The organism is Vibrio sp. St2, from assembly GCF_947311885.1.
Lineage (GTDB): Bacteria > Pseudomonadota > Gammaproteobacteria > Enterobacterales > Vibrionaceae > Vibrio > Vibrio coralliilyticus.
The window spans coordinates 1-14,996 of sequence record NZ_CAMZNA010000013.1 but is presented as its reverse complement, the minus strand read 5'-3'; the positions used below and the strand labels follow the sequence as shown (position 1 = coordinate 14,996).

17 protein-coding genes are annotated in these 14,996 nt (G+C 48.7%); 8 read left to right on the top strand and 9 right to left on the bottom strand.

Going from position 1 to position 14,996, the window contains the following annotated elements:
* The first annotated feature begins 22 nt into the window (after nucleotides 1-22).
* The gene (locus QMA41_RS22645) at nucleotides 23-676 is read left to right on the top strand and encodes a hemolysin III family protein (RefSeq protein WP_043009570.1); all 654 of its coding nucleotides are present in this window, start codon (nucleotides 23-25) and stop codon (nucleotides 674-676) included.
* Here the strand turns inward: QMA41_RS22645 and QMA41_RS22640 are convergent.
* Genes QMA41_RS22640 through def form a run of 6 tightly spaced genes read right to left on the bottom strand, consistent with a single transcriptional unit; the run spans nucleotide 673 to nucleotide 6,993 of the window.
* Entirely contained in the window at nucleotides 673-1,272 is a 600-nt protein-coding gene (locus QMA41_RS22640) for a DUF3157 family protein (RefSeq protein WP_281630678.1), read from the bottom strand. The two genes, QMA41_RS22645 and QMA41_RS22640, sit on opposite strands and share 4 nt — an antisense overlap.
* A 10-nt stretch (nucleotides 1,273-1,282) precedes the next feature.
* On the bottom strand, nucleotides 1,283-2,728 hold the full coding sequence (locus tag QMA41_RS22635) for a TrkH family potassium uptake protein (protein ID WP_281630677.1): 1,446 nt from the start codon (nucleotides 2,726-2,728) through the stop codon (nucleotides 1,283-1,285).
* A 10-nt stretch (nucleotides 2,729-2,738) separates the two neighbouring features.
* Nucleotides 2,739-4,115 carry a Trk system potassium transporter TrkA gene (gene trkA / locus QMA41_RS22630; RefSeq protein ID WP_006957511.1) on the bottom strand — a complete coding sequence of 459 codons (1,377 nt, stop codon included), beginning with the start codon at nucleotides 4,113-4,115 and terminating at the stop codon, nucleotides 2,739-2,741.
* A 49-nt stretch (nucleotides 4,116-4,164) separates the two neighbouring features.
* Complete coding sequence (rsmB, locus tag QMA41_RS22625) at nucleotides 4,165-5,445, bottom strand: 16S rRNA (cytosine(967)-C(5))-methyltransferase RsmB (RefSeq protein WP_281630676.1); 1,281 nt, start codon at nucleotides 5,443-5,445, stop codon at nucleotides 4,165-4,167.
* A gap of 56 nt (nucleotides 5,446-5,501) precedes the next feature.
* On the bottom strand, nucleotides 5,502-6,449 hold the full coding sequence (gene fmt / locus QMA41_RS22620) for a methionyl-tRNA formyltransferase (RefSeq protein WP_281630675.1): 948 nt from the start codon (nucleotides 6,447-6,449) through the stop codon (nucleotides 5,502-5,504).
* A 22-nt stretch (nucleotides 6,450-6,471) separates the two neighbouring features.
* Nucleotides 6,472-6,993 carry a peptide deformylase gene (def, locus tag QMA41_RS22615; RefSeq protein ID WP_006957514.1) on the bottom strand — a complete coding sequence of 174 codons (522 nt, stop codon included), beginning with the start codon at nucleotides 6,991-6,993 and terminating at the stop codon, nucleotides 6,472-6,474.
* 250 nt (nucleotides 6,994-7,243) lie between these two features.
* Between def and dprA the strand changes: the two genes are divergently transcribed.
* The 3 genes from dprA to QMA41_RS22600 are packed head-to-tail and all read left to right on the top strand — an operon-like array spanning nucleotide 7,244 to nucleotide 9,441.
* Entirely contained in the window at nucleotides 7,244-8,359 is a 1,116-nt protein-coding gene (gene dprA, locus QMA41_RS22610; protein ID WP_281630674.1) for a DNA-processing protein DprA, read from the top strand.
* Between the two features lie 2 nt (nucleotides 8,360-8,361).
* Nucleotides 8,362-8,841, top strand: a complete 480-nt coding sequence (locus QMA41_RS22605) for a DUF494 family protein (RefSeq protein ID WP_006957516.1) — start codon at nucleotides 8,362-8,364, stop codon at nucleotides 8,839-8,841.
* Between the two features lie 15 nt (nucleotides 8,842-8,856).
* Nucleotides 8,857-9,441 (top strand): topoisomerase DNA-binding C4 zinc finger domain-containing protein, encoded by a 585-nt coding sequence (locus tag QMA41_RS22600; protein WP_281630673.1) that lies wholly within the window; start codon nucleotides 8,857-8,859, stop codon nucleotides 9,439-9,441.
* Nucleotides 9,442-9,491: 50 nt separating this feature from the next.
* On the opposite strand, the gene QMA41_RS22595 is transcribed toward QMA41_RS22600, so the two are convergent.
* Both QMA41_RS22595 and purE read right to left on the bottom strand, forming a co-directional pair.
* A complete protein-coding gene (locus QMA41_RS22595; protein WP_281630672.1) occupies nucleotides 9,492-10,625 on the bottom strand; it encodes a 5-(carboxyamino)imidazole ribonucleotide synthase in 1,134 nt (377 codons plus the stop codon).
* Nucleotides 10,626-10,629: 4 nt separating this feature from the next.
* The gene (purE, locus tag QMA41_RS22590; RefSeq protein WP_239876644.1) at nucleotides 10,630-11,115 is read right to left on the bottom strand and encodes a 5-(carboxyamino)imidazole ribonucleotide mutase; all 486 of its coding nucleotides are present in this window, start codon (nucleotides 11,113-11,115) and stop codon (nucleotides 10,630-10,632) included.
* Nucleotides 11,116-11,311: 196 nt separating this feature from the next.
* On the opposite strand from purE, the gene QMA41_RS22585 reads away from it, so the two are divergent.
* The 4 genes from QMA41_RS22585 to QMA41_RS22570 all read left to right on the top strand — a co-directional run bounded on the left by QMA41_RS22585 (nucleotide 11,312) and on the right by QMA41_RS22570 (nucleotide 13,983).
* Nucleotides 11,312-11,869, top strand: coding sequence for an L-threonylcarbamoyladenylate synthase (locus QMA41_RS22585; protein WP_019274031.1), 558 nt, complete (start codon nucleotides 11,312-11,314; stop codon nucleotides 11,867-11,869).
* A 21-nt stretch (nucleotides 11,870-11,890) separates the two neighbouring features.
* Nucleotides 11,891-12,808: an oxygen-dependent coproporphyrinogen oxidase gene (gene hemF / locus QMA41_RS22580; protein WP_281630671.1), complete on the top strand. Its 918-nt coding sequence runs from the start codon at nucleotides 11,891-11,893 to the stop codon at nucleotides 12,806-12,808.
* A 75-nt stretch (nucleotides 12,809-12,883) separates the two neighbouring features.
* Complete coding sequence (gene aroE / locus QMA41_RS22575; RefSeq protein ID WP_281630670.1) at nucleotides 12,884-13,717, top strand: shikimate dehydrogenase; 834 nt, start codon at nucleotides 12,884-12,886, stop codon at nucleotides 13,715-13,717.
* Entirely contained in the window at nucleotides 13,717-13,983 is a 267-nt protein-coding gene (locus QMA41_RS22570) for a DUF1488 domain-containing protein (RefSeq protein ID WP_281630669.1), read from the top strand. Before aroE ends, QMA41_RS22570 begins: the two co-directional genes overlap by 1 nt.
* On the opposite strand, the gene QMA41_RS22565 is transcribed toward QMA41_RS22570, so the two are convergent.
* A complete protein-coding gene (locus QMA41_RS22565) occupies nucleotides 13,973-14,524 on the bottom strand; it encodes a gamma carbonic anhydrase family protein (protein WP_171341839.1) in 552 nt (183 codons plus the stop codon). The genes QMA41_RS22570 and QMA41_RS22565 overlap by 11 nt on opposite strands.
* Between the last annotated feature and the right edge of the window lie 472 nt (nucleotides 14,525-14,996).

The following is a 14,996-nucleotide window of genomic DNA, read 5'->3' as shown; positions in this document are numbered from 1 at the left end:
TTCCACCAGAGTATGGCTTGTTATGTCGACCAATCACACCGCGCCTTACAGCGTCAAAGAAGAAATCGCCAATACACTGACCCACGGTATCGGTATGGTACTTGGCATTGTGGGCTTGGTGTTGCTGCTGATCAAAGCCGTTGATCACAATGCGGATGCTCTGACTATTACCAGTATGAGCATCTACGGTGGCAGCATGATTGTGTTGTTTCTTGCTTCTACTCTGTATCACGCAATTCCTTATCAGAAAGCGAAACGGGCGCTAAAGACGTTTGATCATTGCGCGATTTATTTGTTGATTGCGGGCAGCTATACCCCATTTTTGCTCGTCAGCCTCAGAACGCCTTTGGCGATTGGTTTGATGATCGTGATCTGGACCATCGCGCTGGTCGGCATCATTATGAAATTGGCGTTTGTCTATCGTTTTAAAAAGCTTTCGCTTGTGACCTACTTATTGATGGGGTGGTTATCGCTGGTGGTCATCTATCAACTGGCATTGAATCTGGATGTTGGTGGGTTAACTTTGCTGGCTGTGGGAGGAGTGATCTATTCACTGGGCGTGATTTTCTATGTCGCTAAGCGCATCCCATTTAATCATGCCATTTGGCACGGGTTCGTTTTAGCAGGATGCGCTTGTCATTTTCTGGCGATTTACCTCTATGTCGAGCCGATCTAACGTGTTTCGAGATTAATGACTTTGGCGGTCACTAAGTACTGCTCAGCTTGATCGATCGCCAGTTCAATCGTTTTACCCTGCTCTGCTTGTTGAGGGCGTAGATACGTGTCGGCCATGCGTTTGATAGATTGCCATACTTTGACCGATTCTTTGCTCAGCACGTCTCCCGAGGTCGTCGAGACCTGAATTTCGATTTCAACTAAAATCACTGACTGGCTACTTTGGTTCGTGACTGAGGTTGGAATCATTAACTGACCATCTTGATAGCTCACCGCACCTAATAACACTTCCACGCCTGAGTCAGACAGCTGCATGGTGGCACGATTGCTACCGACAGTGACAATGGTTCCTACCGCTTTTTCGATCAGCGGAATGGCTGCCACTTTGGCTTTTTTGACCGGAATAGTAGCGGCTGGTTGAGTGGTCTCTTCAACTGCTGCCATTTCATCGGTTTTGCTTGCTTCCACTGGCACTACATATTGCCAAGTGAAGTCGTCATTAAGCTGGACTTGGCGACCATCTTGGAGAGTGACAGTTTGGCTGGCAAACACCAATGAACTGGTTAGCAAGGTAAAAAGTCCGATTAGTTTTTTCATTGTTGTGTCCTTAACGTCGCCAGAAAGCCGGGAAAAACAGCACCAACAAGGTGAGTATTTCCAGTCGTCCCATCAGCATTCCAAAGCTGAGCAGCCACTTGGCGGCATCTGGTAGTGGGGCAAAATTACCTGTCGGCCCAATCACTGCACCCATGCCTGGGCCAACGTTGGCCACGGCGGTGATAGACCCGGAAATGCTGGTAATAGGATCCAATCCCAATGCACTTAAGCATCCAGCAATAAAAATAATCGTGATAATGAACATCAGTGCGAACGCAACCACAGAGCGTACGATGTCGTCGTTTACCGGCCTGTGGTTGTAGCGCTGAACAAATACCCCAGAAGGGTGAATAAGCTTCATCATCTGTTTGTTGAGTAGCGTCATCGCAATCTGAAAGCGGAAGACTTTGATGCCGCCAGAGGTCGAACCCGAACAGGCTCCCGCCATCATTAAGAAGGCAAACAAGGTGGTTGGCAATGCACCCCATGCGGTGAAGTCCTCTAGACCAAACCCTGTGGTTGTTACGACAGAGACGATATTGAACATCGACACCCGTAGCGCATCCATAACGCTGTAGCCATCTCGTATCACTAACCAAGCTGAAATGATCAGGCTGGTGATAAGAAACAGGTAGGTGAAACCGCGTACCTGCGCGTCATTGATTAACTCATCTACCCGGCGCTTGCGCATCGCTGCCACAAACAGCAGGAAGGGTAATCCACCTAGGAACATAAACAGAGTCGCTACCCAATGAGACCCTTTAGAAAAGTGGTTCATTGAGCCATCTGAAGTGGAATAGCCGCCTGTCGAGAGAGTGGTGAACGAGTGGTTAATAGCCTCAAACAAATTCATGCCAGTCAGAAGATAGCCTACCATGCACAAGCCAGTCAGGATCAGATAGACCAACATAATGTTTTTGGCCACGGTCTTGGCGCGGGGGCTACTTTTATCTGACCAATCAGAAGATTCGGTATGGAAAAGCTTCATACCACCGACGTTGAGCATCGGCAGCACCGCGACCGCCATAACAATGAAGCCGATCCCGCCAAGCCATTGCAAGATAGAACGCCACAGCAAGATGCTCGGAGCCATGTCATCCAGCCCACTGAGTACAGTTGAGCCGGTTGTCGTAATGCCAGACATGGTTTCAAAGTACGCATCGGTAAAGCTGATGTGGTTGATAAACACAAACGGCAGAGCAGCAAAAGCACTGGCGACCATCCACACCAGACTGGTGATGAGGAACATATCGCGCGCGCTGAGTTTGAAATGCTTAGTACGACCGATTGTCAGACAGACGAAGGCAGCAAGGTGGGTGATGACCACTGACTGGCCAAACTCAAGAAACCCTGCAGTGCCTGTAAAGAAAGCCACCAGAGTGGGGACGTACATGAATAGGGCCAGTTTAGACAGAACCAGCCCGATAACAAACAGTACAGGACGGAAGTTGACCATAGTGTCAATCCTAGAGGAAGAAAGGACTCGGTTGGAATAGCGCTTCGACGTCTGGGACGTACTTCTTATCCACCAGGAACATCACTACGTGGTCGTCTTGCTCAATCACAGTTCGGTCATGAGCTATCAGGACTTCTTCACCACGAACAATCGCACCGATTGTTGTACCCGGTGGTAGTTTGATGTCGCCAATCGCGCGGCCAACGACTTTAGATGTGGTTTCATCACCGTGAGCGATGGCTTCGATGGCTTCTGCTGCGCCTCTGCGTAGTGAAGAGACGTTAACAATATCAGCCCGACGAACGTGCGTTAGCAAGGCTGAAATCGTTGCTTGCTGAGGTGAGATAGCGACGTCAATCACTCCACCCTGAACCAGATCCACATAGGCGCCGCGTTGGATAAGCACCATCACTTTTTTGGCTCCCATGCGTTTTGCCAGCATGGCGGACATGATATTAGTTTCGTCTTCATTGGTCAGGGCGATGAACACGTCGACCTGATCGATATTTTCTTCGGTAAGTAATTCCTGATCCGCAGCGTCACCACAGAAGACAATGGTGTTTTCCAGCTCTTCAGACAGCTTTTCAGCGCGCTGGTAACTGCGCTCAATCAACTTGACGCTGTAAGACTGTTCAAGGCGCTTAGCTAAGCTGGCACCGATGTTACCACCCCCGACAATCATGATGCGGCGATACGGCTTTTCCAGTCGCTGCAGTTCACTCATGACCGAACGGATGTGGTTACTGGCGGCGACGAAGAACACTTCATCATCGGCTTCGATAATGGTGGTGCCTTGAGGACGGATAGGACGCCCCTGACGGAAAATAGCGGCAACGCGAGTATCGATGTGTGGCATGTGCTCACGCAAGGCGGATAGGGCATTACCAACCAGTGGGCCACCGTAATACGCTTTCACCGCCACTAAGCTGACTTTCTGCTCGGCAAAGCTCACCACTTGCAGTGCGCCCGGATATTGGATCAGGCGCTCGATGTAGCTGGTCACCAATTCTTCAGGTGCGATCAGGTGGTCAACCGGAACGGCACCGGATTGGAATAACGCTTCTTTCTCGGCCAGATATTGTGGCGAGCGGATACGAGCGATTCGATTGGGGGTGTTAAACAGAGAAAACGCAACCTGACAGGCGGCCATATTGGTTTCATCCATATTGGTCACGGCGACCAACATGTCGGCATCTTGTGCACCCGCTTCACGCAGTACATCTGGGTGGCTGGCATAACCGTTCACTACCCGTAAATCATATTTATCTTGCAGCTCACGCAGTCGATCGCTGTTTCTGTCGACTATGGTGATGTCGTTGTTTTCACCGACCAGATTCTCTGCCAGTGTACCGCCTACCTGACCAGCGCCAAGAATGATGATTTTCATACCGTTTCTCGTCTAACCAAAATTTAGGGGATCGATGATCCCCGAATTACTACGCGATTTTTGTCAGGATGGCGTAATAAAAGCCATCCATGTCCTCTTCGCCTGGAAGCACTTGGCGTCCTGGGTTGTCTGCTGGCGAACCCTCTAACTGAGCATTCGCGGTGCGTGCCAGAAACGCTTTCACCTGTTCGCTGTTTTCCTGCGGTGTCACAGAGCAGGTCGCATAAACCAGCGTACCGCCCGGCTTCAGCTGTTGCCACATCGCATCCAGAATCTCGCTTTGCAGTTCTGCCAATGCTGCGATGTCATCACCACGACGCAGCCATTTGATGTCTGGGTGGCGGCGAATAACACCCGTGGCCGAACAAGGTGCATCGAGCAGGATGCGATCAAATTGCTCGCCTTGCCACCAATCTTTTGGCTTACGTGCGTCACCGCAAATAACTTGCGCTTTCAGTTGAAGGCGTTGCAGGTTGTCGTGTACGCGTTTGAGGCGGCTGTCATCACAGTCAATAGCCACTACCTGGGCATCTTGAGTACGCTCAAGAATATGGGCGGTTTTGCCTCCTGGTGCAGCACAACAATCTAGAATTAACTCGCCATCTTTTGGCGTTAGGTAGTTAAGCGACAACTGAGCAGCAGCATCCTGAACAGAAACCCAACCTTTCTCAAAGCCTGGCAATTTTGTCACGTCGCACGGGGCGGCCAATTTTAGGGCGTCGCTTGCTTCACTGTGAATACTGCTATCTATGTTTTCATTTTTGAGCAGTTGCTGGTATTCGTCACGGCTGTGATGTTGTTGATTCACACGCAACCACATTGGTGCTTTGCTGTTGTTGGCTTCAATAATGTCTTGCCATTGCTGTGGGTAGGCGTCCTGAAGCAGTTTAAGTAACCAGCTCGGGTGACCGTATTTACCAGCATTGTGGCTCATGGCATGAGCATCTAGTTCTTCTTGGCTACGTTGATAGTTACGCAACACTGCATTGATTAAGCCGCGTAGGCGTGGGCCTTTGAGCGTTTTGGTGCCTTCGACGGTTTCACCGACGGCTGCGTGCGCTGGAATACGCATAAAGCTCAGTTGGTAAATACCGACCAGAATCAGGTGGTGGAAAACGCGTTGTTTGCCTTTAAGAGGCTTATCCATCAGCTCATTCGCGATCGATTCAAGGCGAGGTAAATAACGCAATGATCCGTAACAGATTTCCTGTAACAACGCTTGATCGCGAGGTTTGACTTGTTGTTGAGCCGCAGGAAGTGCGTTAGATAGAGACTGGCCTTTATCGACCACTTGGAAAAGGACATTAGCCGCAGCAGCGCGAACATTCATGTTGAATACCTTAGCAGTAAGGGAGGGTGTCTCCACCCTCAAAAAGTACGTATAAATTAGGTCAGCTGTGTGCCGACTTCAAACCAGCTGGCACGCGAGTTGAGGATATCCTGAACTGGCATGGCTTTTTTACCGGGTACCTGAAGCTGTTCGAGAACCAGAACATGCTTGCCAGTGGCAATGTAGATTCCCGTTTTATCTGCTTGCAGTATGGTGCCGGGTGCTTCAGTTGTCGTCTGAGCGTCAACGCGGCTTTGCCAGACTTTGATGCTGCTGTCGGCGGCTTCAAAATGACTCATCGGCCAAGGATTGAAGGCGCGCACACAACGTTCAATATGCTCAGCGTCATCACTCCAGTTAATGCGTGCTTCTTCTTTGCTGAGCTTTTTGGCGTAATTCGCTTGCTCGTCATCTTGCTTTTCAGGAGACGCTTTGCCGTCAGCAATGTCAGCCAGACACTCAACCAGAGCTTGCGGGCCAAGCCCTGCCAGCTTTTCATACATAGAAGCGCTGGTATCTGTCGCTTCGATCGGCAAAGTGGCAATTTTCAGCATATCGCCAGTATCTAAGCCGATATCCATCTGCATAATAGTGACGCCTGTTTCCTGATCGCCTGCCCAAATAGAGCGCTGGATAGGAGCGGCACCGCGCCAACGTGGCAGAATCGAACCATGAACGTTGATACAACCTAGTTTCGGCGTATCAAGTACTGCTTGTGGCAGCAATAAGCCGTAAGCGACCACGACCATCAGATCCGCATTTAAATCAGCCAGTTCTTGCTTGGCGTCATCTGACTTAAAGTTTTCTGGTTGGTAAACCGGGATATCATGCTCAAGCGCGATGTTCTTTACTGGGCTGGCAGTCAGCTTCTTGCCTCGGCCCGCTGGACGGTCTGGCTGGGTGTAGACCGCAATAACCTCGTGCTCCGAAGACAACAACGCCGCCAAGTGACGGGCGGCGAAGTCCGGAGTACCGGCAAAAACAATTTTCAAAGGTTTGCTCAAAGTACGTTCCTTTAGTGAGCCATTAGGCTTGGCTGGCTTGCTTTTCGTTAAAGCGTTTGATTTTTGCCAGTTTGTCCTGAATGCGCTTGCGTTTTAGAGGCGAAAGATAATCGACAAAAAGTTTGCCTTCTAAATGGTCAAGCTCATGCTGAACACAGATTGCAAGCAGGTCATCTGCTTCAAATGTGTATTCTTTGCCATCACGGTCAAGCGCTTTCACCGTGACTTCCGCAGCACGCGAAACCAGTGCTCGTGCACCAGGAACAGACAAACAGCCTTCCTCAATGCCATCTTCGCCACGCTTATCAAGAATTTCAGGGTTGATCAAAACCATTGGCTGATCGCGAGTTTCTGAAATATCGATAACGACGATGCGTTGGTGAAAATCGACCTGCGTTGCCGCAAGACCAATACCTTCTTCGTCATACATGGTTTCAATCATGTCGTCGACGAACTTTTGAATCTCAGGGGTCACCTTCTCCACTGGTTTTGCAACAGTGCGAAGGCGCTCATCTGGGAATGTTAATACTTGTAATACAGACATATACACTCGAAATGTTGAACTGAGCCGAATCAGGATAAACCTTGTTGGCTCAATTCTAGACATTTTGCCACTCAAATGACAGCCTCATTACACTTTTGCGTATTTTCCCCGAGTTAAATTGCACTGTGAATCATGTCAAATTTGGCGAACACTGAGTAGCCAAGCTTTGTTTGGAATAAGAGGTTTAGGCTGACTCTCTCTAGCTCATCAGTGTCGTGTAACAAGGTGTTAGGCCGGATTAAATTTTCCTATGACGAAAGAAGAACTGACGGCTTGGCTGAGCTTGTACTTTACGCCGCGGATTGGGCCCAAAACGTTTCAGCGTCTGGTAGCGGTAGACTCTCCAGTTAACATCATTGACTCTTCACCCGAGACATTACGCCGTTTAGGCTTTTCCGACTCGCAACTGAATTATCTCCAACACCGAGCTGCCGAGGATATTGAGGCGTGTTTCGAGTGGCAAGCAGAATCAAGTGCCAGAACCATTCTACCTTTGAGTGAACAGCGTTATCCGGCACTACTGAAACAGGCTGACGCTGCGCCAGCAATACTGTTTGTTGAAGGTCAGCTAGAGAGTCTGTCTCAGCCACAAATGGCGATTGTGGGCAGTCGCAATGCCAGTATTGATGGGCTTAACACCGCACGCAGCTTTGCAACCCAGTTGGTGAATCAAGACATGGTCGTGACCAGCGGCTTGGCGCTAGGCGTTGATGGTTATGCTCATGATGGGGCACTCAATGGTAATGGCCAAACCATCGCCGTGCTCGGTTGTGGTTTAAACTCTGTGTATCCGGCACGGCATAAGAAGTTAGCTCAACGAATCGTTCAACAAGGGGCGCTGGTGTCTGAGTTCCATCCTAATGTGAAGCCAAAAGCTGATAATTTCCCACGCCGAAATCGAATCATTAGTGGCTTGTCATTGGGCGTTTTAGTCATAGAAGCGGCAGAGAAAAGTGGCTCTCTGATCACCGCTCGCTATGCGATGGAGCAAGGTCGAGAAGTGTTTGCGATTCCCGGCTCGATTCATCATCCCCATGCGAGAGGTTGTAACCTGTTGATAAAACAGGGTGCGTGTCTGGTTCAGCAGGTTTCTGACATAACCGATGAAATTGACAGTCTGATTCGCTGGTCTGATGTTAATAAGCCGCCAGTGCAAAGCGATCTATTTGAACAAATTGATTGCAAAGAAGAATTGCCATTTCCTCAGCTGTTAGCTAACGTAGGAAGTAAGGCTACACCAGTTGATATTCTTGCAAGCAGGACCAATATACCTGTGCATGAAGTCATGATGCAGCTCTTGGAGCTTGAGCTCTCAGGGCATGTTGTTGCGGTTTCCGGTGGCTATATTCGAAAGGGGAGGGGCTAGCTATGATGATGGATATCCTTATGTATCTGTTTGAAACTTACATCCATAGCGATGCGGAGTTACAGGTCAATCAAGATGAGCTAGAAGAAGAATTACTTCGTGCTGGCTTTCATCAAAAAGACATCTATAAAGCCCTTGTCTGGCTGGAAGAGTTGGCTGCATTGCAGCAAAGCGAAACGCATTCCGCGATTTCTATTTGCAGTACATCCACCTCAACGCGTATCTATACCGCGAAAGAGTGTGAGCGCTTAAACCTTGAATCGCGAGGTTTTCTGACTTTCCTTGAGCAGGTCAATGTGCTGACGACTGAGACGCGTGAAATGGTGATTGACCGTATCATGGGGCTTGAAACAGACGAGTTCGAACTGGATGATCTGAAATGGATTGTGCTGATGGTGCTGTTCAATGTTCCAGGTAATGAAAACGCCTACACGCTTATGGAAGAGCTGTTGTATACCAAAGAGCAAGGTATTCTTCACTAAACTCCATGAGTGGCTATGAGCGGTAAAATAGATCATCAGTTGTTTTCGGCCCATGAGCACGCTTTAGACCATAAAGCGTGCCCTAAATGCCAGTCTGAGCAGCGTGAGGGCGAGTTACAACTTCGCCACGGCAAGCACGGCCCGTTTTTGGGCTGTAATCAGTATCCAACCTGCGACTTTATCCAACCTTTACATCAGAATGACGGCCATATCATTAAAGAGCTGGGCGTACCCTGTCCGGAGTGCTCGAATGAATTGGTGCTGCGCCAAGGGCGTTACGGTATGTTTATTGGTTGCAGTCATTATCCGCACTGTGACCATATCGAGTCGCTTGAGCAACCATCTGAACAAGAGGTTCAAGTAGAACATGCGTGCCCGGAGTGTGGCAAAGGTCATTTGGTCGAGAGGAAGAACCGTTTTGGCAAAGTCTTCTTTGCTTGCGATAACTACCCTAAATGCAAGTTTGCGGTTAATCAGCCGCCAGTTAAGGGTAAGTGCGAAAAGTGTGGCTTTCCTTTATTGGTCGAGAAGAAGCTCGCTAGTGGGATGAAACATCAGTGCGCTGACCGAAAATGTCATCACACTCAGAGTGAACAATAAAAAACGGCGCTGTTTCAGCGCCGTTTTTGTTTTTATTAAGTTTGCGATGACTAGTGCTTAATGTGACGCGCGATCTCATGAACCGCCGCGAAAGCATCCGCGTCTAAGACTTCTGCCAGAGTAGATAGTTGACGTTGCAGCTCACCACTGTAATCACCACACACGTTAATGTGGCCCATCTTGCGTCCTGCGCGCTTTTCTTTCCCATACCAGTGAACGTGACATCCAGGCATAGCGAGCACGCTTTCTGGTAGGGTATCCTCACCGAGGATATTGATCATCGACGTTTCGCGGATCAGCTTGGTGCTACCCAGTGGCATACCACACACTGCTCGTAAGTGATTCTCAAACTGACAGGTTTCTGCACCTTGTTGTGTCCAGTGGCCAGAGTTGTGGACACGAGGTGCAATTTCGTTGACCAGCAAGGTGCCATTCAAATCAAAGAACTCAAGGGCTAGCACGCCCACATAGTTGAGCTCGTTAGCAACCGCAGTGAACATCTCTTGTGCCTGTTGTTGCAACTCAGTATCGGCAATGGCTGTTGAGACGCTCAGTACTCCGTTGGTGTGGACGTTTTCAGCAAGCGGGTAGACCGTGACGTCACCATCTCGACTGCGTGCACCGACAAGTGACACTTCACGTTGAAAAGGAACAAACTCCTCCGCAACAATCGCTTGTGTTTCGGTGGCGCCAATACACGTTTCCATCTCAGCCCATATTGCGTCTATCTGAGCAGGGTCTTTGAGTCGCCACTGGCCTTTGCCGTCATAACCACCTAAGGCACTCTTTAGTACCATTGGGATACCGACATGCTCAATAGCGTGAGCAAAGTCTTCGCGTGTCTGGATCACATGGTATTTGGCGTTGTGGACCTTAGCACTGTCCAGCAATGCTTTTTCGATTCGTCGGTCACCGCCAGCTTTGATGGCGTCGGCAGAGGGGAAGAGCTTTCCGCTTGCTTGGCAAACATCAAGAATATCATGTGGGATATGCTCGAACTCGGCGGTAATTACATCTGCTTGCTCAATCGCATTGTCCAACCCTTTGCCCAGTAGCAACTGAGTCAGCGGATGGACGATATTTTCGCTCGCAACATCATACGCAATAATATCGATGTTCAGAGGAGCGCCAGCCAGTGACATCATGCGTGCCAGCTGTCCCGCTCCAAGCACTAACACTTGCATGGGATTAGTCCTCTGCCGGGTTTGGGTTCGCTAACACGGTTTCAGTTTGCTGGTTGCGAAATGCTTCTACTTTTTCCATCACGGTGTCATCGTGTGTGCCGATGATCTGAGCCGCGAGAATGCCTGCATTCGCCGCCCCCGCTTCGCCAATAGCCAATGTGCCTACCGCGATACCTTTTGGCATTTGAACAATTGATAGTAGCGAGTCCATCCCTTTTAATGCACGCGATTGAACAGGGACACCGAGAACAGGTAGGCTAGTGAAAGCGGCCGCCATGCCTGGTAAATGAGCGGCGCCACCAGCACCGGCAATGATGACTTTCAGGCCGCGCTCTTTAGCGCTGTTGGCATAATCAGCAAGAAGCTGCGGAGTACGGTGAGCTGACACCACTTTTGTTTCATATTCGACGCCAAACTGATCCAGCATTTCAGCTGCTAGTTTCATGGTTGGCCAGTCAGATTTAGAACCCATGATGATACCGACTTTCATCTTAAACTCCTTTAATGCAACTCTATTGATGAGCAGATAAATTTGAGCGCATTATACGGGGATTTTAATCTCAAGCAAACGTTTGCGCGAAGTTTAAATCCAGATTGACACAATTTATAAATAAATAGCTTTAGTCACTACCAATGATTATTTGTAAACTTAGTGATTAGACAGTACATCAGACAGGAAAGAATCAGTGGATAATTTTGAGCAGGCTCTATTGGCTCTGAAAAACGGTGAAGTGATTGCGTACCCGACGGAGGGTGTGTTCGGTGTTGGTTGCGATCCTGATAACCCTGAAGCGATTCAGAAACTATTAGAACTGAAACAAAGGCCAGTGGAAAAAGGTCTGATCCTGATCGCTGCTAGCTATGAACAATTGCTGCCGTACATTGACGAGTCTCAGCTGACGGATGAGCAGCTACAGAAAGTTCATCAGACTTGGCCTGGCCCTGTTACTTGGATCATGCCGTGCAGCGATAAAGTGTCGGATTGGGTTTCAGGCCAGTTTGACTCGATTGCGGTGCGTGTGACCGATCATCCTTTGGTACAAAAGATGTGTAATGCGCTTGGAAAGCCGTTAACCTCTACCAGCGCAAATTTGACCGGTGAACCCCCTTGTATGACGACTGCAGAAGTGGAGCAACAACTAGGTGATCGCTTAGTTGCAATTCTGGCGGGAGAAACGGGTGGGCGAGACAAGCCAAGTGAAATTCGCGACGCAAAAACATCCAAGGTATTAAGACAGGGTTAGCCCTGCAAAGGAAGTAGAAACATGTCAGCCATCGACAAGCAAGCAGTTAAACAGTTCCTGATGGAGCTACAGGATTCCATTTGTCAGCAACTTGAACAGGCCGATGGCCATGCTGAGTTTATAGAAGATGAGTGGAGTCGTGAGCCTGGTGAACGTTTAGGTGGTGGTGGTCGCACTCGAGTGATGAAAGAGGGGGCTGTATTTGAGCAAGGTGGTGTGAACTTTTCGCACGTACAGGGAAAGGAAATGCCAGCGTCGGCTACGGCACATCGCCCTGAACTTGCAGGCCGTCGATTTGAAGCGATGGGCGTGTCTTTGGTCATGCACCCGAAAAACCCTTATATCCCCACATCCCACGCCAATGTGCGTTTCTTTATTGCTGAGAAAGATGGTGAAGCGCCTATCTGGTGGTTTGGTGGTGGCTTTGACCTGACACCTTTCTATCCGTTTGAAGAAGATGCCCAATATTGGCATAACACTGCTAAAGAGGTGTGTGCACCGTTCGGCAGTGAAGTGTATCCAGAGCATAAAGCGTGGTGTGACAAGTATTTCTACCTACCTCATCGTGATGAAACACGTGGTGTTGGTGGTTTGTTCTTTGACGATTTGAATCATTGGGAGTTCGATAAGTGTTTTGATTACATCAAAGCCGTTGGTGAAGGGTATTGCCAAGCCTACCTGCCAATTGTCGAGCGTCGCAAAGCAACCGAATACGGTGAGCGAGAGCGTCAGTTCCAGCTCTATCGTCGTGGTCGCTATGTTGAGTTTAACTTGGTTTATGACCGCGGAACGCTGTTTGGCCTGCAAAGTGGTGGGCGTACGGAGTCGATTCTGATGTCGATGCCACCACTGGCGCGATGGGAATACAGTTACCAAGTGGAGCCGGGAACCCATGAAGCAGAGCTGTATCAGGACTACTTGAAGCCTCGCGATTGGTAACACTTTCTTCCTTATAGGGTTAATGATAGGGTCATTGGTTTGCAATGGCCCTTTTTGTTTTGAGTAGGTAAGGATATGACCCAGCAGATAGATCGTTATGCCGTTTTTGGAAACCCGATAAGCCAAAGTAAGTCTCCCTTTATACATACGCTGTTCGCTCGTCAAACCAATCAGTCACTGACGTATACCGCTGAACTGGCTCCTGTGGATGGATTTGTTGCGGCGGCTGAAACTTTTTTTGCTCAAAACGGAAAAGGATGCAACGTCACTGTGCCATTCAAGGAAGATGCTTACCGACTGGCTACACGTTTAACAGAGCGGGCTCAGTTGGCGGGTGCCGTCAATACACTGAAAAAGCTCGATGATGGTGAGATCTTGGGTGATAACACCGATGGTGAAGGGCTGGTACAGGACCTATTGCAGAATCAGGTCGTGATTGAAGGTGCAAGAATTCTCTTGATCGGTGCAGGAGGAGCGGCTCGTGGTGTAATCAAGCCTTTGCTTGACCAAAAGCCTGCTGAAATTGTGGTTACCAACCGGACCTTGTCCAAAGCGCAGACGCTACAAGAGATGTTCACGAGCTTTGGTTTGATCAAAGCGGTTGAGATGGCATACATCGAACAGAGCTACGATATTATCATCAACTCGACGTCCTCCAGTCTCAGTGGCGAGCTGCCTGCAATTTCATCGGCAATCTTCTCATCTAACTCTACAGTTTATGACATGATGTATGGCTCTGGTCTCACGACATTCAATCAGTGGGCAATTGAGCATAATGCGGCGGTGGTATACGACGGATTGGGCATGCTGGTGGGGCAGGCTGCGGAAAGCTTTATGTTATGGCGAGGTATTCGTCCTGGGACAAAACAAATTCTACGTGAGTTAAGAAAAAACTTAGAGGGTATGTAATGAATCAGTCGATTCTGTTTCCCGATATGCAGCATTGGGATGACCACCTGCAAGCAATCGTGTTTCCCGCGCAGCAGTCAGGCGCGCTGATAGAGTGCGTGGTTACCTTGAATCAGCTGGAAGTATTGGTTGGGCAAAAACTTCAAGGTGCTGAGCAAGCTCTCGTTTGCTTTAGTCAGCACCGATTTGACCTGGAAGAGTTAGCCGAAGAGCTGATTGAAGACGAAACCTTCAATCAGTTAGGGCAAGTCGAAGTCATTTGCTAATCACGTCGACATGATGCAGGTAATCTTCTTTGTTCTGCACATAATTGTCGGCTGACTTTTGTAGGAAGGCGCGTTCTTTATCATTAAGAGGACGTGCCTGTTTGACTGGGCTGCCTACATACAAGTAGCCGCTTTCGAGAGTTTTTCCCGGTGGGACCAAACTGCCAGCGCCAATCATGACGTCTTCTTCTATTACAGCCCCATCCAATACAATCGCGCCCATACCTACCAGCACCCTGTCTTTGATAATGCACCCATGTAGCATCACTTTATGGCCGACAGTGACATCGTCGCCAATAATAAGCGGGTAACCATCAGGGTTTTCCTGATTTTTGTGCGTAACATGCAATACGCTGCCATCTTGGACATTGGTTCGCTTGCCAATGTGAATATGATTGACGTCGCCGCGAGCCGCAACCAAAGGCCAGATGCTCGAGTCATCGCCAATTTTAATATCGCCCACCAATACTGAGCTCTGATCAATATAGACACGCTCACCAATGACGGGGCGTGTATCTTTATAACTACGCAAGGCGCTCATTTTTTCTCCTTATATAGAGGAATTCTGGATAAACAGAGGTAGAAGAGTAAGGAAAATAGCTATCTTTGAATAGAAAATACTCAAACGGCAAAAAAATCAAAAAAAACTGCAAAAAGGGGTTGCCAACGTGACGTCGATCTCTATAATGCCCCCTCGCTGACACGGGAACGCTTCGAAGCTTATGTTTCGAAACAATGAAGCCCAGTTAGCAAGGTCGATTAGCCAAGTGGAAACACTTGAAAATAAGTTTGAAAAAAGTGGTTGACACTAAACTTTATCTCGCTAAAATGACCGCCCGAAGTGATGTTAATCACAAAAAGAACGCTCTTTAACAATATAAACCTATCAATCTGTGTGGGCACTCGTTGATGATAATCCAATTAGAAGCTTCGGCTTCAAATTAGGTTTCAATGATACGAAGTGACCATTGAATCTTCGGATTCAGCACAGTCAATTCAAACATTACTTATGT